Raw genomic sequence first — 25297 nt, 5'->3', positions numbered from 1 at the left:
CGCGGACCTTAGTAGGTGCGCTTCTGCGGCGGGATGACCTTGGCTTCGTCATCGAGCACGGTCATGTGCACCGGGCGATAGCCGAAGGCAACGCTCGTTGCCTCAGGCCGCCAGGCCAGCGTGTGCTTGGTCCACTCGCTGTCGCTGCGATCCGGGAAATCCTCGTGGGCGTGGGCGCCACGCGATTCATGGCGGTTCTCGGCGGAAGCCACCGTGACCAGAGCCTGACCGAGCAGGTTGTCGAGTTCCAGGGTTTCCATCAGGTCCGAATTCCAGACCAGCGAACTGTCGCTGACTTTCACGTCGGCGAACGATTCGATGGTCTTCTTCATCTTCGCCACGCCTTCGGTCAGCGAAGTCGAGGTGCGGAACACCGCCGCGTGGCTCTGCATCGTCTTCTGCATTTCCAGACGAATTTCCGCCGTGCCGCGCGCACCGGTGTTCGAGTGACGCAGCTTGTCGAAACGGGCAATCGCCTGCTCTTCCGACGCGGCCGAAATCTTGCCGTGCTTGGCACCCGGCTTGACGATGGTCGCCGCGTGCAGCGCAGCCGCGCGGCCGAAGACGACGAGATCGAGCAGCGAGTTCGAGCCGAGGCGGTTGGCGCCGTGCACCGACACGCAGGCCGCTTCGCCGACGGCCATCAGGCCCGGGATGATGGTATCGGTCTGGCCGTCATGGCTGGTGACCACTTCGCCGTAGAAGTTGGTCGGGATGCCGCCCATGTTGTAGTGGACGGTCGGCAGCACCGGGATCGGCTCCTTGGTGACGTCGACATTGGCGAAGATCTTCGCCGTCTCGGAAATGCCCGGCAGACGCTTGTGCAGCACGTCCGGACCGAGATGTTCGAGATGCAGATGGATGTGATCCGATTCGGCACCGACGCCGCGGCCTTCGCGGATTTCGATGGTCATCGAGCGCGAAACGACGTCACGCGACGCGAGATCCTTGCGGTTCGGCGCGTAACGCTCCATGAAGCGCTCGCCCTTCGAGTTGGTGAGGTAACCACCCTCGCCGCGCGCGCCTTCGGTGATCAGGCAGCCCGAGCCGTAGATGCCGGTCGGGTGGAACTGCACGAACTCCATGTCCTGCAGCGGAATGCCGGCGCGCTGCGCCATGGCATTGCCGTCGCCGGTGCAGGTGTGCGCCGAAGTCGCCGAGAAATATGCGCGGCCGTAGCCGCCGGTGGCGAGGATGACCTGCTTGGCGCGGAAGCGATGCAGGCTGCCGGTGGCCAGATCCCAGGCCAGCACGCCGTGCACCGAGCCATCGGCATCGGTCAGCAGATCCAGGGCGAAGTATTCGATGAAGAACTCGGCCTTGTTCTTGAGGCTCTGCTGGTACAGCGAGTGCAGCATCGCGTGGCCGGTGCGGTCAGCGGCAGCACAGGTGCGCTGCGCGGTGCCTTCGCCGTAGTTGGTGGTCATGCCACCGAACGGACGCTGGTAGATTTTGCCTTCCGGGGTGCGCGAGAACGGCACGCCCCAGTGTTCGAGTTCGATGATCGCCGGGATCGCTTCGCGGCACATGTACTGGATCGCATCCTGGTCGCCGAGCCAGTCGGAGCCCTTGATGGTGTCGTACATGTGCCAGCGCCAGTCGTCCTCGCCCATGTTGGCGAGTGCGGCGGAGATGCCGCCCTGGGCTGCAACGGTGTGCGAACGGGTCGGGAACACCTTGGTCAGGTTGGCGGTGCGCAGGCCGGCCTGGGACAGGCCGACGGTGGCACGCAAGCCAGCGCCGCCGGCGCCGACGACAACGACGTCGTATTCGTGATGAACAATGTTGTAAGTCATTTGAATCAGGCTCCGAAGGCGATCTTGAGCACGGCGAAGATGGCCGCTGCGCCGAATGCGAACAGCGCGAACTTGGTCACCACGATGCTGACCAGCTTCACGCCTTCATTGCCGACGTAATCCTCGATCACCACCTGAACGCCGAGGGCTGCGTGATAGAACATCGCGAGGAAGAACAGCACCAGCGCCACGGCGACCAGCGGCGCGTGAATCCAGGCAACCATCGTCGCGTGGTCGAGCAGCGGAAAGCGGACCAGGCTGAACACGAACCACAGCGACAGCGGAATCAGGGCGATGGCGGTCATCCGCTGCATCCACCAGTGACCGACACCGTCCTTGGCCGAACCCAGGCCGCGGGCCTGGGACAGCGGGGATCTAAGACTCATAGCACTCTCCCAATAAAGTGATTTTTTGAACATTCCGCGCCGTGGATGGCGCTATCTCGACCAGAATGTTCCATTGAACAGTCCAGGCCATGGATGGCCGGGTCTTGGACAGGAAATTCAAACGTAGGCGGCGATCCAGATCACGGCGGTCAGCACCACCGAGGCGCCGACCACGGCGTAGCCGCTGGCGTAGGCCGATTTCAGCGCGAAGCCGCGGCCGGTGTCCCAGAACAAGTGGCGAATGCCATTGCACAGGTGATAGACCAGTGCCCAGGTGTAGGCGATCAGCAACAGCTTGCCGATGATGCTGTTGGCGGCCCAGGCGAACTGACCGTAAACCTCCGGGCTGGTCGCGGCGGCGGTGACCCAGGCGGCGATGAAGATCGTGCCGAAGGCCAGCGCGAGGCCGGTCAGACGGTGGGTGATCGACAGCATCGACGTCAGCTGCGGCTTGTAATACGGGCCGATCATGAACGGCGACAGCGGGCGATTGGACGACGCGGGCTTCACGGACATGGCATCAAGGTTCCTGTGGGGGATTGGCGTGCGGACGCTGGTATCGATGGTCCGCGGCTAGAAGTCGATGCAACGACCACCCTTTTCCCAGTCACCGAAGCGCGTCGGATCGGTGCCATCGCGGCGCCCTCCGAGTTCGGGAACCACAGCCGGAGGAACGATAGTCGTTCCCTGCGGAGTGGCAGATGCCGATCCCGATACGCTGGACACGTCCTGCGGTACGACGACCGACGCGTTGTCGGTCACGGCAGGGGCAGCGGGTGGGATAGTGGAGGTCACGATCAATGAGGTCTGCTTAACCCCGCTAGTGTGACAAAATTCACGCATTGATGGCAACGAAATGTGTCACTTGAACGCTCTAATGCCCCATGAGACGCCGCCGGTCGCCGCCCCCCTACCCCCGGGTTTGCCCTCGGGGCTGCCCCCCGGTTTCGACTGGCTGAATCAGTTCGGCGCCAGCATCGGCGCCGATGGCCTGCCCGATTTCGGCGATCGCCGTGCCGAAGCGGCGGCCGCACTGAGCGCCGATGTGATCGCCCCGCTCGCCGATCGCGGCACCATCCGGGTTCGCGGTACCGATCGTGATGCCTTCCTGCAGGGCCAGCTGAGCAGCGATATTCGCGAGCTCACCCCGAGCCGCGGCCAGCTCGCCAGCTATTCGACGCCGAAAGGTCGCGTGCTGGCGATCTTCGTGGCCCTTCGCCATGGCGACGACATCTGGCTGGAAACCAGCCGCAGCGTCCTGGCAGAGACCCTGAAGCGCCTGCGCATGTTCGTTATGCGCTCGAAGGTGACGCTGGAAGATGCGGGCGCCGAGGCGATTTCGATCGGCGTCGCCGGCCCGAATGCCGATCGCGTGCTCGAAGCCGCCGGCCTACTGGTGCCGAGCGTGCTGTGCCTGTGTGCGGAGGTCGACGGCATCGTCATCATGCGTCGGCGCGGGCCGCAGAATCGCTATTCGCTGCACGGCCCGTCCGAACGTCTGGCAGCGCTGTGGCCGAAGCTGGCCGCTCATGCGCAGGCGGTCGGCACCGAGGCCTGGCGGCTGACCGACATCCTCGCCGGCTTCCCGGCGCTGCACCCGGAAACCCGCGAGCAGCATGTCGCCCAGATGATGAACATCGATCAGCTCGACGGCATCAGCTTCACCAAGGGCTGCTATCCGGGCCAGGAAATCGTCGCCCGGCTGCACTACCTCGGCAATCTCAAGCGGCGCATGTTCATCGGCCGCAGCTCAGCTGCCACGATCGCCCGCGGTGCGCCGGTGGTGCTTGCCGGCAGCGAAGGCCAGAGCGTCGGCGATGTCCTCGACACCGCCCTGCACCCGGACGGTGGCCAGGCCCTGCTGGTGGTATTGCAGACCAGTCAGCAGGATTCCACCGCCCTGCGCATCGGCAGCGCCGACGGCCCGGAACTCGCGCTGCTGCGCTGATCCGGCCGCGGCGCCCGTTCAGAACGCGCTGAACGTGAACTGCGCGAAGAACAGGTTCGACGTACCGCCCCGGCCGGCGTTCTCGGCGAAGGTGCCGGACTTGAAATAGGCGTACAGCAGCTCGGTCTGGAAGTAGCGCGACGGTGTCCAGACCAGCCGCGTATCGGCCTCATGGCCGACGTAGGTGCCGCTCTGGCCGGTCGGATCACGCAGGCCGGCGTTGTTCCAGCGATCGGTCGCCGAGTTCAGCGAGTACCAGCTGAAACCGGCATCCCATTGCACGGTCTTCGACGGCGTCAGCTCGAAGTGCAGCTTGGTCGCTTCGATGTTCTCGAACTGGAAGTAGTCGTCCTGCGAGAACGGCCGGGCGAAACCGAACAGGCGTTCGAAGCGGCCGCTCTGCTGATCGTTGGGATTGTCGTCGCCGGAACCGTAGTTCCAGGCGGCGCTGAGTCGCGGTTTCCACGGCTGCGCGAAGGTGTAGCCGAGTTCCCCGGTGTAGCCGAGCGCATCGTGCTCGCGCGGGCCATCGTTGCCGACCTGCTTGTTGTACGAGAAGTCGTAGTCGAAGCCGGTCTTGCCGACGATGCCGTAGCCGCGCAGGCCGATCGTGTGGATTTCGCGCTCGATGCCGGTGGAAACCTTCTTGCCGTCCTGCTTCAGCACCAGGTACAGCGGCTGCAGGGTGATGTACTGGGAAATGCCGCGGTAGTCGCCGATCAGGCCAAGCAAAGTGTTGGCCTTGTCACGCTTGTCGAAGCCGTTGTCATCGCGAAGGATCGGCTGCAGCAGCAGCGCGTCGAGCTGCCATTCATCCGACTGCTTGCCGAGGATCGCCCGGATGCCATCGAAGTTGTTGGTGGTGTTGCGGAACTCGTTGCGGGCCAGCAGGCGGCGATCGGTGTACTCGAATGCCTGGCGGCCGAATTTCAGACTGAGTTGCTTGTCTGCGACCCAGGACTGCTTGAAGAACAGCTCGCCGCAGAGCTGGATCGGTTCCTGGAAATTGGAATCGCGGACGTCGCGCGGGAAGTCGCTGTTGAAGCGGCGGGCGTCGCTGATCTCGACCGTGAAGCGCAGCGGATCGAACTTGTTCTTCACTGCCAGGTAAGCGCGCGTGCGCAGCAGGAACGGCTGATCGACCGTGTTGATGTTGCGGCGGAAATCGTTGTCGCGAATCTCGAAGCGGGTGCGGTGATCGAGGCCGATGTCGAGCCAGTCGATGTCTTTGAAGCCGTCGATCTCGCCGAGCCAGGTCTGGTTCAGCTGCTTGACGTACGGCGGCGGTTCGCTGACCCGCTTGGTGCCGTAGCTGCGCCGCTCGACGTAATAGTTATGCGACTCGGGCTGTTCCGCTTTCGCTTCCTGTGCAGGCGCGGTCTCCGCTGGTGGTGCCGCGACGACTTCGGTTGCGGCAGGGGCGTCTCCGGCAACCGGTTCGGCATCCGTGGCCGATGCCGTCAGCGGCGCGAAACCGAGCGCCGAAAAGGCAAGCACCGACACCGTCAGGCGCAGCATGGGCGAGATTTTCGCGAAACTTGCAGAACTCTTCATCGCTTTCCGGAATTAAAGATAAATTCAATATTCATATTTTGCATTTTTTCCAGGTCGATATGCCAGCCCTTCAGTCGGCAATCGCATAAAAAAGCCCGCCCCCGGTGTTTCCGGAAGCGGGCCTCTCGAGCCTCTTGGACCAGCTTCAGAACTCGGCGCGGAAGGTCACGCCGAAGGTGCGCGGATCGCCCGGCTGGCCGACGTACAGACCGGTGCCGCCAAAGCCCGGCGACAGCAGTTCGTAGTAGTGCTTGTCGAACAGGTTGCGGGTCCAGAAGTACAGATCCCAGCCCTTCGAGCTGCGGAAGCCGATCCGGGCGTTGACCAGTTCGTAGCCGTCCACGTTCAGGTAATCCGAAGGCGTGGCCGACGACGAGAAGCCGGAGCGGTAGCTGAAATCGGCGCCCGTGAAGTAATCGCCAGCGCGGCCCAGGAAGCTGCCCGGCGTGAACAGTTCGCCTCCGAGGCTGGTCGCAAACTTCGATATGCCCGGCAGGCGGCTGCCGGAGATGTCCTCGACATCGTTCGGACGCGGCCTTCCCGTGTTCTCGAGTGACAGCGGAGCGTTGGTGAACTTGCGGTACTTGCCGTCGGTGTAGGTCGCCGCCGCGTAAACGCTGACGTGCTCGCCGAAGCGGGCGTTGCTGTCGAACTCGACACCGCGGACCCGCACCTTGTCGGCATTGGCGAGGTAGCCACGCGAGGTCGCCGCCGAGTTGTCCTGCACCTGCGCCTGGAAGTCCTTGATGTCGGTATTGAATGCCGCCAGGTTGACGGTGACTCTACGGAACGGCCGGGTCTTGATGCCGATCTCGTAGTGGGCCACCTTTTCCGGCTTGATCGTGGCCAGGCTCAAATCCGGATTGCTGGTGCCGGGAATGTTCGGAACGCCCGCCGTGTTCAAGCCCACCGTCTTGAAGCTGCGCGAATAGGTGGCGTAAGTGTCGACGTCCTCGATCGGGTTGTAGGCCAGCGTGATCTGCCCCGAGACATTGGTGTCATCGATATCGTCAGCGTAGGTCTGCTGCGGCAGCTGGGCGAGCTGCACGGCACGCAGTGCAGGATCGTTGGAGGTGTCCTGACCGCCGGAGACCTGTGCGTCGTAGTTGATCTTCTTGCGGTCGTAATTCAGCCGGAGGCCAGGCAACACGCGGATCTGGTCGGTCAGCTTCCACTCCAGCTGGCCGAACAGTGCGGCGCTGTCGAACACGGACCGGACGCTGAGACGCTGGGTCAGGCCATCGAGCAGGGCCGAGTTGCTGGCATTGGCAGTGCCGGCCAGCAGCCAGCGTGAAGCGGCCGAGCCGAGCGCGGTGGTCTGCACCGGGTTGGACTTGATGACCTGATGGAAACCGAACAGGCCGACGACGTAGTTCAGATCGTCGTTGATGTCCCCGGCAAAGCGGAATTCCTGCGACAGCTGCTCCTGGTAGGACGTGGCGGCCGAAACGGTATTGACCGGCAGACCGATGAAATCGCGATCATTCGACGGACGCCAATCCCAGACGCGATAGGCGGAGATCGAGGTGAACTTGCCGTATCCCGTGTCCCAGTCGGCGGTCAGCGAGCCGCCACCGAGGTCCTGGTAGGACTGGATCGGCGAGCCGACATCAGTCAGACGATCGAAGGCATTGAAGCTCGGCGGCGTGTAGTTCAACGAGGCCGCGATGGCGGCGTACTGGCGGTTCTCTGCACGCAGGGTCGGCGCGACACCCGCCACCACCTGCGTGTAGCCCTCGGGCCGCTGGCGCGTCCAGTCACCGGCGAAAGTCAGGCTCAGGTTGTCGAGGACGTTGTAGAGAATCTGCCCGCGAATGCCGAGATTGCTGAGGTCGTTGACGTCATCCTGGGTGGCAACGTTGTAGAGGAAGCCGTCGCGCTGGGTGCCGGAGAACGAGATGCGGGCGGCGATATCGTCGGTCAGCGGGCCGGTCAGCGAGGCCTTGCCCTGCACGTAGCCGTAGTTGCCGTATGACAACTCGACCGCCGAACCCGGCGTGAAGCTCGGCTTCTTGGTGGTGACGTTGACGGCGCCGGCCGTGGTGTTCTTGCCGTAGAGCGTGCCCTGCGGGCCACGCAGCACTTCGATCTGCTCGACGTCGATGAAGTCGAGCGTGGCAGCGGCCGGACGGGCGAAATAGACGCCGTCGATGTAAAGGCCGACGCCCTGTTCGATGCCGTCGTTGGTCAAGCCGTACGGCGCACCGAGACCACGGATGTTGAGCGCGGAGTTGCGCGGATTGGTCGAGTAGAACTGCACGCTCGGCAGCGCTTCCTTCAGGCGATTGACGTTGAAGGCGCCGGTCTGGTTGAGGAAATCGCCGTTTATGACCGATACCGCGATCGGCACTTTCTGCAGGCTTTCGGTCTTGCGGCGCGCGGTGACCTGCACCTCGTCGAGCACGGCGGGGCTGTTGCCGGGCGTTACCTCGGCTTTCGCGACCTCGGTCTGCGCCACTTCGACGCCGGCTGCCGATTCCGAAGCCGGCTGGGCGGCGTCGCCAGGCTGCGCGGCAGGCGGCACCACAGCACTCTGGGCGAGCTCCTGGGCAAGGGCCGGCGCTGCCCAGAGATAGAGCAACGCAACCGAGGCGGCTGAGCCCAGGGTCAGGCGCCGGCGGGGCTGGCGAGCGTCCGGCTTGCCGGAATTCGGCGTGGTCGCCGCTGCAATCGAAATCGTTTGGTCTTGGCTTTTCATCGTGGTCAGGGCTGGAGATCAATCGGAGGGGGAACCCGATGGGCGCTGACATTAACGATATTAAAAGCAAAATTTTAATATCCATTATCTCTATATAAATAAGTTCCCTCCTTTCGTCGAAAACTTGACCTTTGCTTGACCTGGCCGGTCGTCATCGGCCCGCCGGACGGACGATCTAGGCAGCCAGCACGGTCTTGCAATGACCGCATCGGGTTTGTCAGCATTATTCGATTGAAAGCTTAAAAAGAACTTTGTAAGTCTTTTGAATTACATAATGGTCTGCGAATAATTCACCGTCTTCCGCTGCCGTCAGCGGCGAACACCCTCGTCCCAGTCCTTACAGAATTCCGGAATCTCCATGACCACCCGCCTGCTGGCGCTCCGCGCCGTCCGCCTCGCTGCCGCTGCCTTTCTGCTGGGCGGCGCGGCCGCTCACGCCGACCTGCTGAATGTCAGCTACGACCCCACCCGCGAGTTCTACAAGGACATCAACGCGCAGTTCGCCGCCGACTGGAAGGCGAAGACCGGCAAGTCGACCACCGTGCAGGCCTCGCATGGCGGCTCCGGCAAACAGGCGCGTGCGGTGATCGACGGCCTCGAAGCCGATGTCGTCACCCTGGCGCTGGCCTACGACATCGACTCGATCTCGGAAAAGGGCGGCCTGTTGCCGGCCGACTGGCAGAAGCGCCTGCCGAACAATTCTTCGCCGTACACCTCGACGATCGTGTTCCTGGTCCGCAAGGGCAATCCGAAGGGCATCAAGGACTGGTCCGATCTGATCAAGCCGGGCATCTCGGTGATCACCCCGAACCCGAAGACCAGTGGCGGTGCGCGCTGGAACTACCTCGCCGCCTGGGGCTACGCGCTGAAGAACAACGGCGGTGACGCCGCCAAGGCCCAGGCCTTCGTTACCAGCCTGTACAAGAACGTGCCGGTGCTCGATACCGGCGCCCGCGGTTCGACCACCACCTTCGTCCAGCGTGGCCTCGGCGACGTGCTGATCTCCTGGGAGAACGAAGCCCTGCTGTCGATCGAGGAACTGGGCCCGGACAAGTTCGACATCATCACCCCCAACTATTCGATCCTCGCCGAACCGCCGGTGGCGCTGGTCGACAAGAACGTCGACAAGCATGGCTCGCGCGCCGAGGCCGAGGCCTACCTGAACTTCCTGTACACGCCGGTTGGTCAGAAGCTGGCGGCCAAGCACTATCTGAGGCCGTTCAAGCCGGAAAGCGCCGCGCCGGCCGATCTCGCCCGCTTCCCGAAGACCACGCTGTTCAAGCTCGACGACGTCTTCGGCTCCTGGGCCAAGGCGCAGAAGACCCATTTCGCCGATGGCGGCGTGTTCGACCAGATCTACCAGGCCAAGTAGGCCCAAAGCCCAAGATCAGGCTTCGCGGCCCCGCAAACGATGAAAACTCTCTCCTCCATTGCCGGGCTGCTGCTCGCACTCGCGACCAGCTCGCCGGGTGCCGCCGAACTGCTCAATGCTTCGTTCGATGTCGCCCGGCCTTTCTACAAGTCGTACAACACCGCGTTCGCCGCTGAATGGAAGCGGCGCACGGGCAGCGAGCCGACCTTGAACGTCTCCCACGGCGGCTCGTCGAAACAGGCGCGTGCGGTGATCGACGGCCTCGAAGCCGACGTGGTGACGATGAACAGCCCGCTGGATATCGACGCGATCGCCGCCAGCGGCTTGCTGGCCAAGGACTGGCAGACGCGCTTTCCGCAGGCTTCCAGCCCGTCGTGGTCGACGATCCTGTTCATCGTCCGCAAGGGCAACCCGAAGGGCATCCGCGACTGGTCCGATCTGGTCAAACCCGGCGTCAAGCTGGTGATCCCGAACCCGAAGACGTCGGGCAACGGCCGCTACAGCTACCTGGCTGCCTGGCAGTACGCCAAGACGCGTCCAGGCGGCAATGACGATGCGGCGAAAGCCTTCGTCGGCAAACTGTTCGCCAACGTGCCGGTGCTCGACACCGGTGGCCGTGGCGCCACCACGACCTTCGCGCAGCGCGGCGTCGGCGATGTGCTGCTGACCTTCGAGAACGAGATCGCGCTGACCCGAGAAGAGTTCACCCAGGACGGTTTCGAAGTCGTGGTGCCCTCGTTGACCGTGCGCGCCGACAACCCGGTCGCCGTGGTCGACAAGGTTGCTGCCAAACACGGCACTGCCGAACTGGCCCGCGCCTATCTCGAATACCACTACAGTCCGGAAGCCCAGGCGCTGTTCGCCGCCAACGGTGTACGCCCGGCCGATGACAAGGTGCTGCAAGCCAATGCGGCCCGCTTCCCGGCCGTGAACGTGTTCACCGTCGAACAAGGTTTCGGCAGCTGGGCACAGGCACAGTCCGTGCATTTCTCGGACGGCGGTCTGTTCGATCAGCTGTTCGCCAAGAAATAAGTCCACTCACCGATGACCGCCACTGCCTTGCCCCGGCCGCGCCGGACCCGGCGCACCATGCCCGGATTGACGCCGACCCTCGGCTTCACGCTGTTCTATCTCGGCCTGATCGTGCTGATCCCGCTGGCCGGCGTGTTCTTCAAGGCCTCGGGACTGGGCTTCGCCGGGCTGTGGAAAGTCATCACCTCCGAGCGCGTGCTCGCAGCGCTCAGCTTGAGCTTCGGTGCCGCCGCGATTGCCGCCGTGCTGAATGCGGTGTTCGGCGCCATCGTTGCCTGGGTGTTCGTCCGCTACGAGTTCCCCGGCAAGCGCCTGTTCGATGCCTTCATCGATCTGCCGTTCGCGCTGCCGACCGCGGTCGCCGGCATCGCGCTGACCGCGCTGTACTCGGAGAACGGCTGGATCGGCTCGGTGCTGGCCTTGGCCGGCATCAAGGTCGCGTACACGCCGCTCGGCATCATCGTGGCGATGACCTTCATCGGCCTGCCGTTCGTGGTGCGCACCGTCGAACCGGTGCTGCGTGAGGTGGAACGCGATCTCGAAGAAGCGGCCGCGACGCTGGGCGCCCGGCGCTGGCAGACGGTGCTGCGGGTCATCGCGCCGGCGGTGTTTCCCTCGCTGGTCACCGGCTTCGCGCTGTCGTTTGCGCGCGCCGTCGGCGAGTACGGCTCGGTGATCTTCATCGCCGGCAACTTCCCGATGGTTTCGGAAATCGCGCCGCTGCTGATCATCATCAAGCTCGAAGAATTCGACTACAAGGGCGCGACTGCCGTCGCCGCGACGATGCTGGTGTTGTCCTTTTTGCTGCTTCTGACCATCAACTTGTTACAGGCGTGGGTGAGGCGACGTGTTTAGCGAGCACCGCTCGCTACGGCGTCGAACGCCCAGCCAGGGATGGCTGGGCCAGCGGTCGTCGATCGCGCGAAGTCGCGGCAGGGACGCCGGGCAGCAGCTCACAAAACCAAGACTGGTCTCGGGAAGCAGGTCATGAATCACACCGTCAAGGACGCGGCGTTTCTGCCATTCGAACCGCTCAAGCAAACCAACTCGGTCATCAATGAACCGCGGCTGGTGCGCTGGCTGCTGATTGCTGCGGCGCTCGGTTTCCTGTCGCTGTTCCTGCTGCTGCCGCTGCTGTCGGTGTTCGTCGAAGCGCTGCGCAAGGGCGCAGGCGCCTACTTCGCCGCGTTCGGCGATCCGGAAACGCTGGCCTCGATCAAGCTGACCTTCATCGCGGCGGCGATCGCCGTGCCGCTGAATCTGGTCTTCGGCCTGTGCGCGGCCTGGGCGATCACCAAGTTCGAGTTCCGCGGCAAGCAACTGCTGATCACCATGATCGATCTGCCGTTCTCGGTCTCGCCAGTGGTTGCCGGCCTGATCTTCGTGCTGATCTTCGGCGCGCAGGGCTGGTCTCAGCCCTGGTTCGGCGATCACATCGGCAAGGTGCTGTTCTCGACGCCCGGCATCGTGCTGGCCACGATCTTCGTGACCTTCCCGTTCATTGCCCGCGAGCTGATTCCGCTGATGCAGGAACAGGGCACCGAGGATGAACAGGCTGCGCTCAGCCTGGGCGCGACCGGCTGGCAGACTTTCACCAAGGTCACCCTGCCGAACATCAAGTGGGCGCTGCTCTACGGCGTGCTGCTCTGCAATGCCCGCGCGATGGGCGAGTTCGGCGCGGTCAGCGTGGTCTCCGGCCACATCCGCGGCCTGACCAACACGATGCCGCTGCACATCGAGATTCTCTACAACGAATACCAGTTCGTTTCCGCATTCGCGGTCGCGTCCCTGCTCGCGCTGCTGGCGATGGTGACCCTGGCGGTGAAGTCCTTCCTCGAATGGCGCTACGCCGATCAGCTCGCGGCCACGCGCCGCCATTGATCACGCCTCAACTCCCGACAAACATGGATATCCAGATTCGCCGCGTGCAGAAACACTACGGCAGCTTCCACGCGCTGCGCGGCATCGATCTCGACATCGCCTCCGGCGAACTGCTGGCGCTGCTCGGACCATCCGGTTCGGGCAAGACCACCTTGCTGCGCGCGATCGCCGGCCTGGAGCCGCTCGACGGCGGCCAGGTGCGCTTCGGGGAGATCGATGCGACGGGCCTCACCGTACAGGAGCGCAAGGTCGGCTTCGTGTTCCAGCAGTACGCGCTGTTCAAGCACATGACCGTGTTCGACAACATCGCCTTCGGTCTCAGCGTCCGCCCGAAGAAGGAGCGCCCGGATACGGCGACGATCAACAAGCGGGTGCGCGAATTGCTGGAACTGGTACAGCTCGGCGGGCTGGAGAAGCGTTATCCGGCACAGTTGTCCGGCGGCCAGAAGCAGCGCGTGGCACTGGCGCGTGCGCTGGCCATCGAACCGCGGGTCCTGCTGCTCGACGAGCCGTTCGGCGCGCTCGACGCCAAGGTGCGCAAGGATCTGCGTCGCTGGCTGCGCAGCCTGCATCGCGAAACCGGCTACACGACGATCTTCGTCACCCACGATCAGGAAGAAGCGCTGGAACTCGCCGATCGCGTGGTGGTGATGAACCGCGGCGTCATCGAGCAGGTGGGCACCACCGACGAAGTCTGGGACGCGCCGAGCACGCCATTTGTCTACGACTTCCTCGGCACGCCGAACGTGCTGCCGGCGCGGGTGGAGCGCGGCGCGCTGCTGCTCAACGGCGCGACGGCGGTGCTGGCCACCGCCGGTGCCGAGCCGGAGGGCCCGGTCAATGTCTACACCCGGCCGAACGAGCTGCGCGTGGTCGGTGACGACGATATCGCCGCGCTCGCCGGCAAGGTCGTCGAGACCCAGCGCACCGGCCTGCTGCTGCGCCTCGGCGTGAAGCTGCTGAGCAGCGGTGACGTCATCGAGATCGAATTGCCGCATCCCGATCCCGATGTGCAGCGCTGGCAGATCGGCGATGGCATCAGAGTCCGGCCATCGCGCTACAGCCTGTTCCCGCGGGCTGTGGCTGCTGTGGCCGAGGAATCCGGCTACGACCCGACCCTGACCGTGACCGAGCGTCGCGAACGCAGCCGGACCTGAAGACGGTACAGCCATGAAAAAGCCCGGTCAGCGATGACCGGGCTTTTTTTGTACGACGTCCTGATCAGACTTCCGGCCGCATCGCGGGGATGACTGTTTAACTTTCCGGCCGCATGGCCGGAAAGAGCAGAACGTCGCGAATCGACGGCGAATCGGTCAGGAACATCACCAGGCGATCGATGCCGATGCCGACGCCAGCGGTTGGCGGCAAACCGTATTCGAGCGCTCGGATGTAGTCGGCGTCGTAATGCATGGCTTCGTCGTCGCCGGCATCCTTGGCTTCCACCTGCTTGAGGAAGCGCTCCTTCTGATCGTCCGGGTCGTTCAGCTCCGAGAAGCCGTTGGCGACTTCGCGGCCGCCGACGAAGAACTCGAAGCGGTCGGTGACCTCGGGATTCGAGTCGGAACGGCGCGCCAGCGGCGAGACTTCCGTCGGGTACTCGATGATGAAGGTTGGCTGCACGAGCTTGGCTTCGACGGTCTTCTCGAAAATCTCGGTCAGCAGCTTGCCCGGGCCCATGTCCGGCTTGACCGGGATGTGCAGCGCCTTCGCCGCAGCCGCCAGATAGTCGCGATCGAACAGCTGGCTGGCGTCGAGATTCGGGTTCTCGGCAGCCACCGCGTCCTTCATCGAAACGCGCGTGAACGGCTGCGCGAGATCGAAATCGACGCCCTGATAAGTCAGCTTCGTGCTGCCGAGCGTGGCCTGAGCGGCATTGCGGATCAGCGCTTCGACCAGATCCATCGCATCGAGATAATCGGCATAGGCCTGATAGAACTCGAGCATCGTGAACTCGGGGTTATGGCGTGTGCTCAGCCCCTCGTTGCGGAAATTGCGGTTGATCTCGTAGACCCGCTCGAAGCCGCCGACCACCAGGCGCTTCAGGTACAGCTCCGGCGCGATGCGCAGGAACAGGTCGCGATCGAGCGCGTTGTGATGGGTCACGAACGGCTTGGCGGTGGCACCGCCGGCGATCGGCTGCAGCATCGGCGTCTCGACTTCGACGAAGCCAAGGCCATCGAGGTGGCTGCGGATCGAACGCACGGTACCGGCGCGGATCTGGAACGTGCGGCGCACGTCCGGATTGACGATCAGATCGACATAGCGCTGGCGATAGCGGATTTCGGTATCGGTGAGGCCGGCCCACTTCTCGGGCAGCGGCCGCACGGTCTTGACCAGCAGCTCGATCGCATCGGCCTTGACCGACAACTCGCCAGTCTTGGTGCGGAACATGGTGCCGGACACGGCGATGATGTCGCCGACATCCCAGGTCTTGAACTCGGCATAGCGTTCGAGGCCAACTGCTTCGTTCTGCACGAAGGCCTGGATGCGGCCGCTCATGTCCTGGATCTGCGCGAAGCTGGCCTTGCCCATCACCCGCTTGGCGATCAGGCGGCCGGCGAGCTTGTGGCGGTTGCCGAAGGCTTCGACGTCCAGCGCTTCGCCTTCGAGCGCGCCGTAGCGCGTGTGCAGCGCTTCGGCCAGCGCATCGCGACGGAAGTCATTCGGGAACGCCTGACCGGCGGCGCGCAGCTTGTCGAGCTTCTCGCGCCTGGTCGCAATGATGTGGTTTTCGTCCTGCGGCTTCTGTTCGTCGGTCATGTTTTTCTTGGAGATTTACAAACCCGACTTCAGGCTCGCTTCGATGTACGGATCGAGGTAGCCATCGAGCACCTTCTGGGTGTCGGCGATTTCCACACCGGTGCGCAGATCCTTGATCCGCGACTGGTCGAGCACGTACGAGCGGATCTGGTGACCCCACTCGATATCGCTCTTGGAGTCCTCGATCTTCTGCTTCGCGACATTGCGCTTCTGAAGTTCCTGCTCGTACATCCGCGAACGCAGCATCTTCATCGCCGCATCGCGATTCTTGTGCTGGCTGCGCTGGGTCTGGCAGGCGACGACGATGCCAGTGGGCACGTGGGTGATGCGGATCGCCGATTCGGTCTTGTTGACATGCTGACCACCGGCACCCGAAGAACGGAAGGTATCGACCTTCAGGTCCGCAGGATTGATGTCGATCTCGATCTTGTCGTCGATCTCGGGCGACACGTAGACGCCGGCGAAACTGGTGTGGCGGCGGTTGCCGGAATCGAACGGCGATTTGCGCACCAGGCGATGCACGCCGGTCTCGGTGCGCAGCCAGCCGTAGGCGTAGTCACCCTCGATCTGCAACGCGGCGGACTTGATGCCGGCGACGTCGCCATCGCTCAGTTCCAGCAGTTCGACCTTGAAGCCCTTGCCTTCCGCCCAGCGCGTGTACATGCGCAGCAGCATCGACGCCCAGTCCTGCGCCTCGGTGCCACCGGCGCCGGCCTGGATGTCGAGGAAGCAGTTGTTGGCGTCGGCTTCGCCGGCGAACATGCGCTTGAATTCCATGTCCTCGGCGGTGGCGCGATAACCGTCGACTTCACGGGCAATCGCGGCAACCGAACCCTCGTCGCCTTCCTCGGCCGCCATCTCCAGCAGCTCGGCGGCATCGATGAGCGCAGTGCGGACCTTGGTCAGCGGCTGGACGATGTTCTCGAGCATCGCCCGCTCGCGGCCCAGGGTCTGTGCGCGCTCGGGGTTGTCCCAGACATCATTTTGTTCGAGTTCCTTGACGACTTCGTCCAGGCGCTCACACTTGACATCGTAGTCAAAGATAGCCCCGGAGCGCGTCGAAACGCACTCGCAGGGCCGTAATCTCACTCTTGATCGGGTTGATTTCCACGCTATGGGCCACAGTTCGGCGATGCTCGACGGGCGCGCAGTATAGTCGGCGACGTCCAAGGGTTGAACCTCACATGCGCCCTATAGTTGTCGCTGCCATCTGGCGCGTGATAAAAACTCGTTCGTACGGCTACTTTCTCAACAGCCGTGGCTCGCACCACCACTAATAAAGCGCAGGGGAGAACGATGATCAATTTTCGCATCCGTCCAAACGGCTTGCTCGTGCTCGCCCTCTGGTCGGGCGTGGCAACGGCAGTCCACGCAGACGACACGGACCGCCGTTTCTACGTATCGCCGATGGGCAACTACACGATCGGCGACAGCGATCGCAGCAAGGATGATGGCGTTGGCGGTAGCATTTCCGTCGGCAAGCGACTGACCAACAACCTTGACCTCGAAGTCTTCGGTCATTTCACCAACTATCCGAACGGCTCTTCCGGCAAGGATGCGAAGCTGTTTGGCGCCGGTGCCGGCGCCAACATCTTCCCGTTCCCGACCCATCCGCTGCTCGATGGCGCCTACATCCGCCTCGCCGCTTCGCGCGGCCAGGGCAAGGATCTGCCGGGTCTGGTCAAGGACTACACGTCGACGATTTTCGACGCAGGCCTCGGTTACCTGTTCACGCTGAGCAATGCCCCGCTGGGTCCGTTCGCACCGGGTATTGCACTGCGCGTCGAAGCACTGTATCGCCATGACGCCCACGGCCGCAGCGATGTCGGCATCAGCCCGTCGCGCGACCAGTACTTCCAGGACATCGCGATCAACGTCGGCCTGCGCATTCCGCTCGGCGGTCGCGGCTCGGCTCCGGCCGTCGAAGCGCCGAAGGAAGAAGTGGCAGTCGTGCCGGTCGAGGAAGCAGCAGCTCCGCCTCCGCCGCCGCCGCCGCCGCCGTGCGAACCGCCGGTCCCTGGCCAGCCGATCAACCTCGACGGTTGCAAGGAAGGCGACACCCTGGTGCTGCGCGGCGTCAACTTCGAATTCGACAAGGCGAAGCTGACTGTCAATGCCAAGGCACTGCTTGATCCGGTGGCCGATGCGCTGATCGCGCGTCCGGACATCAAGGTCGAGATCGACGGTCATACCGACTCGAAGGGCAGCGACGCGTACAACCTGAAGCTGTCCGATGCGCGTGCCGCCTCGGTCGTCGCCTATCTGGTTGGCCGCGGCGTCTCTGCGGACCGCATGACCAGCAAGGGCTTCGGCGAATCGATGCCGGTGGCCGACAACGCCACCGACGAAGGTCGCGAGTTCAACCGTCGCGTCGAACTGAAGATCACTGAAATCAGCGGCGGCGGTGTCAGCGTCGCTCCGGTGGAAGGATCGACGGAAGCCGCGCCTGCTGAAGCAGCACCTGCTGACGCCGCCCCGGCCGAGGCAGCGCCTGCCGAAGCCGCTCCGGCGGAAGCGGCACCTGCTGAAGCTGCGCCGGCCGAAGAAGCACCGGCTGCCGAAGCTGCCCCGGCGGAAGCAGCGCCTGCAGAAGAAGCGCCGGCTGAATCGGCGCCTGCCGAAGCCGCCCCGGCCGAGGAAGCGCCAGCTGAAGCACCTGCTGAAGCCCCGGCCGAAACGCCGCCGGGCTGATGCTTGACGGATCAGCCGGCCTGCACAAAGGCCGGCTGATCAGATTCGAAAACCCCGCATCGGGAAACCGCTGCGGGGTTTTTTATGGCCGACGCATCGGCGCGACTGGCTTAGCTGGCGCGACGGCCAACCACGCGGATCGCCGGCAAGGTGCCGAGATCGGCCACCGTGCCCGACAGCTCGACACTCTGCTGCGCATAGATGCGCTCGGCATCGGTGCCGCTGCGGATCAGCGCCACGGCGAAACTCATGTGCAGGGCCAGCGCGGCCATGATGGCGGCGGTCGTCTGCAGGCCACGGCCTTCTTCACGGGCGGCCAGACGGCGGCTCGCATAGGAAACCGGCTGGGCGGTGGTTGGGGTGGTGATGGGGGTGGTGATCGAATTCATGGTCGTCCTCGCATGCGTCAGTTGAGTGGTGCCGGATCGGCGTGCTTTGCGCCGTTATCGTTTCGGCACCTCTGAGATGCAGCGAGATCGCCATCTGGATTAAAGCGATTGCAAAAAAATTTCCATGCAGACAAACACTTGTCGCACAGAACCTGTCCGCGGACAGAGTCGGACGGGTCCGGACACCTGCGGTCACTCGCGCAAAAGAACCGCCATCCAGGCGTCGCGGATGCGTCCGTTATACTTCGCGCCTCCCAGATCCACGCCCGGAATGACCCAAGCACCGCCCTCCAAGGTCTTCATCAAGACGTTCGGCTGCCAGATGAACGAGTACGACTCGTCGAAAATGGTGGACGTGCTGAAGGCCGCGCGTGGCTACGAGCGGACCCTGGATATCGACGATGCCGATCTGGTGTTGCTGAACACCTGCTCGGTGCGCGAGAAGGCATCGGAAAAAGTGTTCTCCGATCTCGGCCGCCTGAAAGCCTGGAAGGCCGCGAAACCCGGCAGGCTGGTCGGGGTCGGTGGCTGCGTCGCCAGCCAGGAAGGCGATGCCATTGCCAAGCGTGCAACCGCTGTCGATCTGGTGTTCGGCCCGCAGACCCTGCACCGCCTGCCGGAGCTGATCGACCAGACCCGCGCCACCCTGCGCCCGGCGGTCGACGTCCGCTTCCCGGAGATCGAGAAGTTCGATCGCCTGCCGGAGCCACGCGCAGAAGGCCCGACGGCGTTCGTGTCGATCATGGAAGGCTGCTCGAAGTACTGCACCTTCTGCATCGTGCCGTACACGCGCGGCGAGGAAATCTCCCGGCCGCTCGATGACGTGCTCGCCGAAGTCGATTCACTGCTCGGCCAGGGCGTGCGCGAAATCACTCTGCTCGGCCAGAATGTCAACGCCTACAACGGCGTCATGGCCGATGGCTCGCACTGCGATCTGGCGCTGCTGCTGCACATCCTGGCGCGCTTCGATGGCCTGGGACGGGTGCGCTACACCACCTCGCATCCGGCCCATTTCAATGACGCACTGATCGATGCCTTCGCCTCGATCCCGAAGCTCGACAACCAGTTGCATCTGCCGGTGCAGAGCGGTTCCGATCGCATCCTGGCGATGATGAAGCGCGGCTACACGCAGGCCGATTACCTGCGCAAGATCTTCAGGCTGCGCAAGGTTCGCCCGAATATCAGTCTGTCGACCGATCTGATCGTCGGCTTCCCGTCCGAGACCGATGAGGACTTCGAGCAGACGATGGCGCTGATCGAAGCCGCGCGCTTCGATGCCGCCTACTCGTTCATCTACTCGCCGCGCCCGGGCACGCCGGCGGCGAACCTGCGCGATGGCGTGCCGCTGGATGTGAAGCAGGCGCGCCTCGAACGGGTGCAGGCGCGCATCCGCGAGTTCGGTGAACAATTTGCCGCGCGTCTGGTCGGAACCGTGCAGTCGGTGCTGGTCACCGGGCCGTCACGCAAGGGTGGTAGCCAGTTGACCGGCAAGACACCTTGCAACCGCTCGATCAATTTCGATGGCCCGGCTCACGATGCCGCCCGTCTCGTCGGCCAGTTCGTCGACGTGCAGGTGACCGCCAGCATGGCCAATTCCCTGCGCGGCGAAATCGTCACCGCCGACGCTAGGGGTCTGCTGCCATTACTTTGATCGCTGCGTTGCGAGTCAAAAAGCCGCCAGGCAAGGCGCGAGCCGCAGAGAATAGTTGTTCTATTCTCAAGGCTCGCAACGCGGCATGGCGGCTTTTTGGCCGCAACCCTTCGGGGCGGGGCCGTTTTTCCGCATTGCTGCCTTGCTCGTCGCGCCAATGGGTCGGCCATTGGCCGCTCCTCGCAAGTTGCACTGCGGAAAAACGACCTCTGCCGCAGCGACCAAAGTAATGGCAACAGACCCCGGACCCCGCAAACTATTGAATACCTCTGACCCCGTTGCGATCTCCCGGCGCGATTTCTCGCTGGACCCGGACGATGCCCCGCGCATCGCCAATCTGAACGGCAGCTTCGACGCCCATCTGCGTTCGCTGGAAGTCGGCTTCGGCATCGAAATCCGCAACCGCGGCAATCGCTATGTGGTGATCGGCCCGGCTGACGAGGCCGAAGCCGGAGAAAGCGCGATCCGTTCGCTGTTCGACCAGACCGAATACGGCGCGATCGACGGCGAGAACGTGCACATGGCGCTGCACGAGTTCGCGCCGCGCTCGAAGCTCGCCGCGATCCCCGGCGCCCGCAATGGCGACGACGTGGTGATCCGCACCAAGCGCGGCGTCGTGCGTGGCCGTTCGCCGCTGCAGAAGGCCTATCTCGACGATATCGCCAATAACGTGCTGAGCTTCGGCATCGGCCCGGCCGGTACCGGCAAGACCTATCTCGCCGTGGCCAGCGCCGTCGAAGCACTGGAGCGCGATCGCGTGCGCAAGCTGGTGCTGGTGCGACCGGCGGTCGAGGCCGGCGAGAAGCTCGGCTTCCTGCCCGGTGACATGGCCCAGAAGATCGATCCCTATCTCCGGCCGCTGTACGACGCGCTGTACGAAATGCTCGGCTTCGAGAAGGTGGCCCGGCTGATCGAGCGCAGCGTCATCGAAGTCGCGCCGCTGGCTTTCATGCGGGGCCGCACCTTGAATGAAGCCTTCGTGATTCTCGACGAAGCGCAGAACACCACGGTCGAGCAGATGAAGATGTTCCTGACCCGCATCGGCTTCGGCTCAGTGGCCGTGGTCACCGGCGACGTCACCCAGATCGATCTGCCGAAGCACGTCCCCAGCGGCCTGATGCACGCGATGAACGTGCTCAGGGGCGTGCCGGAAATCGGCTTCACGCAGTTCGGCTCCAACGATGTCGTCCGTCATCCGCTGGTGCAGACCATCGTCCGCGCCTACGAGGCTTACGAGGCCAGCGAGCGGGCCGCGAAGGATTTCCGCTAGGGCAATGAGCGTCAGCCACAACATCACCATCCAGCGCCGCGTGCCGCCGGCGGGTGTGCCGGCACCGGCGGCACTGCGCGAATGGGCGCTGGCGGCCCTCGGCCACACGCATGGCGAACTGACCATCCGCATCGTCGACGAAGCCGAAAGTGCCGCGCTGAACAGCCGCTATCGCGGCAAGGACTACCCGACCAACGTGCTGTCGTTCCCGTACGACTCGGAAGGTTTCGAGGAAACCGACGACGGCCCGCCGCTCGGCGATCTGGCGATCTGCGCGCCGGTAGTAATGCGCGAAGCCGACGAGCAGGGCAAGGAAACGCGCGCCCATTGGGCGCACATGGTGGTGCACGGCGTGCTCCATCTGCTCGGCCGTGACCATCTCGAAGATGGCGAGGCGGAAATGATGGAGTCCGAAGAACGGGCGATTCTGGCCGGGCTCGGCTTCCCTGATCCTTATTGACGTCTTGTCGACGCGCCACGGAAGCGCAAAGCGATTGCGCTAGACTGGTCAAAATTCGATCGAAACCTGTAGCGCCTCAAGGAGAGGCCTAGCGGGTCAAGGCTGCGCGCACACCAACACGCTGCGCGCGGCATGGTTCTTGGTACTTTTTTCCTGGTTATGAACGACGGCCCCAGTAGCTCCTACTCCGAACGCGAAACCGAAGCCAGCCCTTCCAGCTGGTGGCGGCGCCTGACCCAGCGCCTCGCTGGCGGCCCGCGGACCCGCGAAGACCTCAACGATCTGCTCGACGGCGCCCACGAATCCGGCCTCGTCGATTCCGATGCCGCCTCGATGATCCGCGGCGTCTTCGAGACCAGCCAGCTGCAGGTGCGCGACATCATGGTGCCGCGCGCGCAGATGGTGATCGTCGAGCGCGACTGGCCGCTCGATCAGCTGATGCGCGAAGTCGTCGAAGCCGGCCACTCGCGCTATCCGGTGATCGGCGATTCCCGCGACGAGATCGCCGGCATCCTGCTGGCCAAGGATCTGCTGCGCTTCACCTCGGCCGACAGCGAACGCTTCGACCTCGCCCGCTGGCTGCGGCCGGCGGTGTTCGTGCCGGAGTCCAAGCGAGTCAACGTGCTGCTCAAGGACTTCCGCAAGAGCCGCAACCACATGGCGCTGGTCGCCGACGAGTACGGCGGTGTGGCGGGCCTGGTCACCATCGAGGACGTGCTCGAACAGATCGTCGGCGAGATCGACGACGAGCACGACGAATCGGAAAGCGCGCAGATCCTCAAGCAGGACGATCGCCGCTTCCTGGTCCAGGGCCTGACGCCGATCGCCGAGTTCAACGAATACTTCGGCGCCGATTTCTCGGATGAAGATTTCGACACCGTCGCCGGGCTGGTCATGCACGAGATCGGCCACATGCCGCGCCGTGGCGAAAGCGTGCAGATCGACCGCTTCCAGTTCATCGTGCAGCGCGCCGACAGCCGCAGGGTGCACCTGCTGCAGGTCACGCTGTCGCAGACCTGAGGTCGGCTGACTCCGCGATGCCCAAGCTTCTTTCGGGTCTGCGCATGAAGCTCGCAGTCGTATTGCTGTTGCTGCTGACGATGGTTGCGCCGCGGCTGCAAGCGGCGCCGTTTGTGCCCAGCGGCCAGCCGGCGGAAAACCTGACGGCCAGCATCGTCACCTTCCAGCCGGGCTCGCTGTACTGGCAGCGCTTCGGCCACAACGCGCTGCTGATCCGCGATACCCGGAGCGGCCGGGCGATCAGCTTCAACTACGGCATCTTCGATTTCTCGGCGCCTAACTTCTTCCTGAACTTCGCGCGCGGTCACATGACCTATCGCGTGGTGCCGAATTACCTCGAACGCGATCTGCTGAACTACCAGGCCGAGGGCCGCTGGGCGCTGGAACAACAGCTGAATCTCGATGCCCGCCAGATCGGCCTGCTGCGCGACTACCTCGAATGGAACGTGCAGCCGGAGAACGCCGAGTACGGCTACGACTACTTCATCTCCAACTGCTCGACGCGGGTGCGTGACGCGCTCGACTACGCGATGGCCGGCGGCCTGAAGCCGCAACTGGTCGGCCACGCTACTGAAGCAACCTGGCGCAGCGAAGCGACCAAGCTGATTTCGCCCGATGCGCTGCTGATGGTGGTCATGGATCTGGCGCTGGGCCCGACCGCCGACAAGCCGATCGATCTCTGGCAGCAAAGCTTTGCGCCGCTGGTGCTGATGCAGGCGCTGCGCGGCGCCACCGTCACCGATGGCGACGGCCGCGTGCTGCCGCTGATCGGTCGCGAAGTGCGGTTGCTGCCCGGTGGTGGCGTCAGCGATCCGCCGGACCATGCACCGGATCTGCGCCTGCAGTTCCTGCTCGCCGGAGTCGCGTTGGCGGCGGTCCTGCTCGGCCTGGCGAAGTTTCGCGGTGCAGTCACTGCACGCTGGCTGCTGATGCCGATCGCCGTCGGCTTCTCTCTGCTCTGTGGCCTCGGCGGTGTGCTGCTGGCGCTGCTCTGGGGCGCGACCGAGCACTGGGCCGGCTGGCGCAACGAAAGCCTGCTGCTGGTCAATCCACTTAGCCTGTGGCTGGCGGGCTCGCTGCTGCTCTATCCGCGGCCGCGCTGGCGGCCGGCGCGGCTGACCCGGCGCATCGCCATGCTGCTGGTGGTCACCAGCCTCATCGCCGTGCTGCTGCGCTTTGTGCCCGGCGTCGCGCAGCAGAACCTGCACTGGGCCCTGCTGTTGCTGCCGGTGCATGCGGCGCTGGCCTGGATCTTCTGGCATGCCAAGTCGCCACCGGACGAGCTCTGATGAACGCTGAAACCGATCCGGCGCTGCCAGCGGTCAGCGTCACGCCGATCGACGAGCTGAACCCGAACGAGCGCGCGCTGGTCGGTGCCGCACTCGCGGCCACGGCCACCGCCTATGCGCCGTACTCGCGCTTCCACGTCGGCGCCACCCTGCTGTTCGCCGACGGCAGCCGGCACAGCGGTGCGAACTTCGAGAACGTGTCCTACGGCCTGAGCCTGTGCGCCGAAACGGTCGCCATCGCCAGCGCCAGCAGTGCCGGACGGCTGCACGAAATCGTCGCCATCGCGATCGCCGCCGTCGGCGAACTGGAAGCCGCAGTGACCGGCGACTTCATCGCGCCCTGCGGCCGCTGCCGCCAAGTGCTCGCCGAAGCGGTGAACATCTGCGGTCACGACATCGAGGTGCTGATGCTCAGCCGCGATGGCCAGCGCGTGCGCAAGACCACGGCCCGGGCGCTGCTGCCGCTGGCCTTCGGGCTTTAGCTTCGGAGCGGAACGAACGTCACCGGGACAAGGCGGTCTGAACTTCAGCCCCTTTCCCTTGCCGGAGCATTCCCTGATGAATCGCCTGTTGCGTCTCGCTACCTCGCTGTGTGCTGCAACGCTGGCTGCCTGCGCTTCCACCTCGCATCTGCCGCCGATCGAACGCGCCGCCAAGGTCGATCTGCCGCGCTTCATGGGCGACTGGTACGTGATCGCCTATGTGCCGACCTTCATCGACAAGGACGGCTACAACCAGATCGAGAACTACAAGCTCAACGACGACGGCAGCATCGCCACCACCTTCACGTTCCGCGACGGCGGCTTCGACGGCAAGCCGAAGAAGTACACGCCGAAGGGCTTCGTCGTCGAAGGGACCAACAACGCCGAATGGGGCATGCAGTTCGTCTGGCCGATCAAGGGCGAGTACCTGATCACCGAACTGGCGGACGACTATTCGAGTGTGATCGTTGCCCGCACCAAGCGTGATCTGGTCTGGCTGCTGGCCCGCAAGCCGGACATGAGCCAGACCGAGTACGACCGCCACCTCGCCAAGATCGCGGCGATGGGCTACGACCTGAAAGAGGTCAAGCGCGTGCCACAGCGCTGGTAATAGAAAAG

At 64.2% G+C, this 25297-nt stretch carries 23 protein-coding genes; 14 read left to right on the top strand and 9 right to left on the bottom strand.

Annotated features, from left to right (window positions below):
- Positions 1 to 8: 8 nt before the first annotated feature.
- From sdhA to G513_RS26510, 4 genes are all read right to left on the bottom strand, one after another.
- A complete protein-coding gene (sdhA, locus tag G513_RS0120210) occupies positions 9 to 1796 on the bottom strand; it encodes a succinate dehydrogenase flavoprotein subunit (RefSeq protein WP_022978677.1) in 1788 nt (595 codons plus the stop codon).
- A 5-nt stretch (positions 1797 to 1801) separates the two neighbouring features.
- Positions 1802 to 2182, bottom strand: a complete 381-nt coding sequence (gene sdhD / locus G513_RS0120205; RefSeq protein WP_022978676.1) for a succinate dehydrogenase, hydrophobic membrane anchor protein — start codon at positions 2180 to 2182, stop codon at positions 1802 to 1804.
- A 117-nt stretch (positions 2183 to 2299) separates the two neighbouring features.
- Positions 2300 to 2698 carry a succinate dehydrogenase, cytochrome b556 subunit gene (sdhC, locus tag G513_RS0120200; protein WP_022978675.1) on the bottom strand — a complete coding sequence of 133 codons (399 nt, stop codon included), beginning with the start codon at positions 2696 to 2698 and terminating at the stop codon, positions 2300 to 2302.
- A 57-nt stretch (positions 2699 to 2755) separates the two neighbouring features.
- On the bottom strand, positions 2756 to 3025 hold the full coding sequence (locus G513_RS26510) for a DUF1674 domain-containing protein (protein ID WP_156891822.1): 270 nt from the start codon (positions 3023 to 3025) through the stop codon (positions 2756 to 2758).
- 34 nt (positions 3026 to 3059) lie between these two features.
- On the opposite strand from G513_RS26510, the gene ygfZ reads away from it, so the two are divergent.
- Entirely contained in the window at positions 3060 to 4130 is a 1071-nt protein-coding gene (gene ygfZ, locus G513_RS0120195; RefSeq protein WP_169560701.1) for a CAF17-like 4Fe-4S cluster assembly/insertion protein YgfZ, read from the top strand.
- Between the two features lie 18 nt (positions 4131 to 4148).
- Here the strand turns inward: ygfZ and G513_RS24390 are convergent, their stop codons facing one another.
- The gene (locus G513_RS24390) at positions 4149 to 5648 is read right to left on the bottom strand and encodes an alginate export family protein (RefSeq protein WP_033418291.1); all 1500 of its coding nucleotides are present in this window, start codon (positions 5646 to 5648) and stop codon (positions 4149 to 4151) included.
- 181 nt (positions 5649 to 5829) lie between these two features.
- The gene (locus G513_RS24385) at positions 5830 to 8382 is read right to left on the bottom strand and encodes a TonB-dependent receptor (protein ID WP_022978672.1); all 2553 of its coding nucleotides are present in this window, start codon (positions 8380 to 8382) and stop codon (positions 5830 to 5832) included.
- A gap of 358 nt (positions 8383 to 8740) precedes the next feature.
- Between G513_RS24385 and G513_RS0120180 the strand changes: the two genes are divergently transcribed.
- From G513_RS0120180 to G513_RS24380, 5 genes are all read left to right on the top strand, one after another.
- Positions 8741 to 9754 (top strand): sulfate ABC transporter substrate-binding protein, encoded by a 1014-nt coding sequence (locus G513_RS0120180; protein WP_022978671.1) that lies wholly within the window; start codon positions 8741 to 8743, stop codon positions 9752 to 9754.
- A 39-nt stretch (positions 9755 to 9793) separates the two neighbouring features.
- Positions 9794 to 10786, top strand: coding sequence for a sulfate ABC transporter substrate-binding protein (locus G513_RS0120175; protein WP_022978670.1), 993 nt, complete (start codon positions 9794 to 9796; stop codon positions 10784 to 10786).
- Between the two features lie 12 nt (positions 10787 to 10798).
- Positions 10799 to 11641 (top strand): sulfate ABC transporter permease subunit CysT, encoded by an 843-nt coding sequence (gene cysT, locus G513_RS0120170; RefSeq protein ID WP_022978669.1) that lies wholly within the window; start codon positions 10799 to 10801, stop codon positions 11639 to 11641.
- Positions 11642 to 11773: 132 nt separating this feature from the next.
- Positions 11774 to 12667, top strand: a complete 894-nt coding sequence (gene cysW, locus G513_RS0120165) for a sulfate ABC transporter permease subunit CysW (protein ID WP_022978668.1) — start codon at positions 11774 to 11776, stop codon at positions 12665 to 12667.
- Positions 12668 to 12690: 23 nt separating this feature from the next.
- The gene (locus G513_RS24380; RefSeq protein WP_022978667.1) at positions 12691 to 13824 is read left to right on the top strand and encodes a sulfate/molybdate ABC transporter ATP-binding protein; all 1134 of its coding nucleotides are present in this window, start codon (positions 12691 to 12693) and stop codon (positions 13822 to 13824) included.
- A 97-nt stretch (positions 13825 to 13921) separates the two neighbouring features.
- Here G513_RS24380 and lysS read toward each other — a convergent pair whose 3' ends face one another.
- Entirely contained in the window at positions 13922 to 15427 is a 1506-nt protein-coding gene (gene lysS, locus G513_RS0120155) for a lysine--tRNA ligase (RefSeq protein ID WP_022978666.1), read from the bottom strand.
- 15 nt (positions 15428 to 15442) lie between these two features.
- Positions 15443 to 16538, bottom strand: a protein-coding gene (prfB, locus tag G513_RS0120150; protein WP_156891821.1) for a peptide chain release factor 2 whose coding sequence is annotated in 2 segments (ribosomal slippage) — positions 15443 to 16465 and positions 16467 to 16538 — 1095 coding nt in all. Because the reading frame shifts where the segments join, the coding sequence is not laid out codon by codon here.
- 185 nt (positions 16539 to 16723) lie between these two features.
- Between prfB and G513_RS25245 the strand changes: the two genes are divergently transcribed.
- Entirely contained in the window at positions 16724 to 18118 is a 1395-nt protein-coding gene (locus G513_RS25245) for an OmpA family protein (RefSeq protein WP_022978664.1), read from the top strand.
- Positions 18119 to 18228: 110 nt separating this feature from the next.
- Here the strand turns inward: G513_RS25245 and G513_RS0120140 are convergent, their stop codons facing one another.
- Positions 18229 to 18507, bottom strand: a complete 279-nt coding sequence (locus tag G513_RS0120140) for a hypothetical protein (RefSeq protein ID WP_022978663.1) — start codon at positions 18505 to 18507, stop codon at positions 18229 to 18231.
- A 229-nt stretch (positions 18508 to 18736) separates the two neighbouring features.
- Between G513_RS0120140 and miaB the strand changes: the two genes are divergently transcribed.
- The 7 genes from miaB (at position 18737) to G513_RS0120105 (ending at position 25289) form a co-directional block, all read left to right on the top strand.
- Entirely contained in the window at positions 18737 to 20158 is a 1422-nt protein-coding gene (gene miaB, locus G513_RS0120135; RefSeq protein WP_436197947.1) for a tRNA (N6-isopentenyl adenosine(37)-C2)-methylthiotransferase MiaB, read from the top strand.
- 259 nt (positions 20159 to 20417) lie between these two features.
- Positions 20418 to 21428 (top strand): PhoH family protein, encoded by a 1011-nt coding sequence (locus tag G513_RS0120130; protein WP_022978661.1) that lies wholly within the window; start codon positions 20418 to 20420, stop codon positions 21426 to 21428.
- 4 nt (positions 21429 to 21432) lie between these two features.
- Positions 21433 to 21888, top strand: a complete 456-nt coding sequence (ybeY, locus tag G513_RS0120125) for an rRNA maturation RNase YbeY (protein WP_022978660.1) — start codon at positions 21433 to 21435, stop codon at positions 21886 to 21888.
- Positions 21889 to 22047: 159 nt separating this feature from the next.
- Entirely contained in the window at positions 22048 to 22908 is an 861-nt protein-coding gene (locus tag G513_RS0120120; RefSeq protein WP_022978659.1) for a CorC family transporter, read from the top strand.
- Positions 22909 to 22952: 44 nt separating this feature from the next.
- Positions 22953 to 24197, top strand: a complete 1245-nt coding sequence (locus G513_RS24370) for a lipoprotein N-acyltransferase Lnb domain-containing protein (RefSeq protein WP_022978658.1) — start codon at positions 22953 to 22955, stop codon at positions 24195 to 24197.
- A complete protein-coding gene (locus G513_RS0120110) occupies positions 24197 to 24679 on the top strand; it encodes a cytidine deaminase (protein WP_022978657.1) in 483 nt (160 codons plus the stop codon). The genes G513_RS24370 and G513_RS0120110 overlap by 1 nt, the downstream gene beginning before the upstream one ends.
- A gap of 85 nt (positions 24680 to 24764) precedes the next feature.
- Complete coding sequence (locus G513_RS0120105; protein WP_033418313.1) at positions 24765 to 25289, top strand: lipocalin family protein; 525 nt, start codon at positions 24765 to 24767, stop codon at positions 25287 to 25289.
- Positions 25290 to 25297 lie beyond the last annotated feature (8 nt).

The organism is Nevskia ramosa DSM 11499 (assembly GCF_000420645.1).
GTDB classification, from domain to species: Bacteria; Pseudomonadota; Gammaproteobacteria; order Nevskiales; family Nevskiaceae; genus Nevskia; species Nevskia ramosa.
The sequence above is the reverse complement of the archived record's forward strand: the minus strand, read 5'-3'. Positions and strand labels throughout refer to the sequence as shown.

Bases quoted from the DNA above. Each gene is read 5' to 3' on its own strand.
- sdhA (WP_022978677.1), bottom strand. From the start codon at position 1,796: ATGACTTACAACATTGTTCATCACGAATACGACGTCGTTGTCGTCGGC.
- sdhD (WP_022978676.1), bottom strand. From the start codon at position 2,182: ATGAGTCTTAGATCCCCGCTGTCCCAGGCCCGCGGCCTGGGTTCGGCC.
- sdhC (WP_022978675.1), bottom strand. From the start codon at position 2,698: ATGTCCGTGAAGCCCGCGTCGTCCAATCGCCCGCTGTCGCCGTTCATG.
- G513_RS26510 (WP_156891822.1), bottom strand. From the start codon at position 3,025: ATGCGTGAATTTTGTCACACTAGCGGGGTTAAGCAGACCTCATTGATC.
- ygfZ (WP_169560701.1), top strand. From the start codon at position 3,060: ATGCCCCATGAGACGCCGCCGGTCGCCGCCCCCCTACCCCCGGGTTTG.
- G513_RS24390 (WP_033418291.1), bottom strand. From the start codon at position 5,648: ATGCTGCGCCTGACGGTGTCGGTGCTTGCCTTTTCGGCGCTCGGTTTC.
- G513_RS24385 (WP_022978672.1), bottom strand. From the start codon at position 8,382: ATGAAAAGCCAAGACCAAACGATTTCGATTGCAGCGGCGACCACGCCG.
- G513_RS0120180 (WP_022978671.1), top strand. From the start codon at position 8,741: ATGACCACCCGCCTGCTGGCGCTCCGCGCCGTCCGCCTCGCTGCCGCT.
- G513_RS0120175 (WP_022978670.1), top strand. From the start codon at position 9,794: ATGAAAACTCTCTCCTCCATTGCCGGGCTGCTGCTCGCACTCGCGACC.
- cysT (WP_022978669.1), top strand. From the start codon at position 10,799: ATGACCGCCACTGCCTTGCCCCGGCCGCGCCGGACCCGGCGCACCATG.
- cysW (WP_022978668.1), top strand. From the start codon at position 11,774: ATGAATCACACCGTCAAGGACGCGGCGTTTCTGCCATTCGAACCGCTC.
- G513_RS24380 (WP_022978667.1), top strand. From the start codon at position 12,691: ATGGATATCCAGATTCGCCGCGTGCAGAAACACTACGGCAGCTTCCAC.
- lysS (WP_022978666.1), bottom strand. From the start codon at position 15,427: ATGACCGACGAACAGAAGCCGCAGGACGAAAACCACATCATTGCGACC.
- G513_RS25245 (WP_022978664.1), top strand. From the start codon at position 16,724: ATGATCAATTTTCGCATCCGTCCAAACGGCTTGCTCGTGCTCGCCCTC.
- G513_RS0120140 (WP_022978663.1), bottom strand. From the start codon at position 18,507: ATGAATTCGATCACCACCCCCATCACCACCCCAACCACCGCCCAGCCG.
- miaB (WP_436197947.1), top strand. From the start codon at position 18,737: ATGCGTCCGTTATACTTCGCGCCTCCCAGATCCACGCCCGGAATGACC.
- ybeY (WP_022978660.1), top strand. From the start codon at position 21,433: ATGAGCGTCAGCCACAACATCACCATCCAGCGCCGCGTGCCGCCGGCG.
- G513_RS0120120 (WP_022978659.1), top strand. From the start codon at position 22,048: ATGAACGACGGCCCCAGTAGCTCCTACTCCGAACGCGAAACCGAAGCC.
- G513_RS24370 (WP_022978658.1), top strand. From the start codon at position 22,953: ATGAAGCTCGCAGTCGTATTGCTGTTGCTGCTGACGATGGTTGCGCCG.
- G513_RS0120110 (WP_022978657.1), top strand. From the start codon at position 24,197: ATGAACGCTGAAACCGATCCGGCGCTGCCAGCGGTCAGCGTCACGCCG.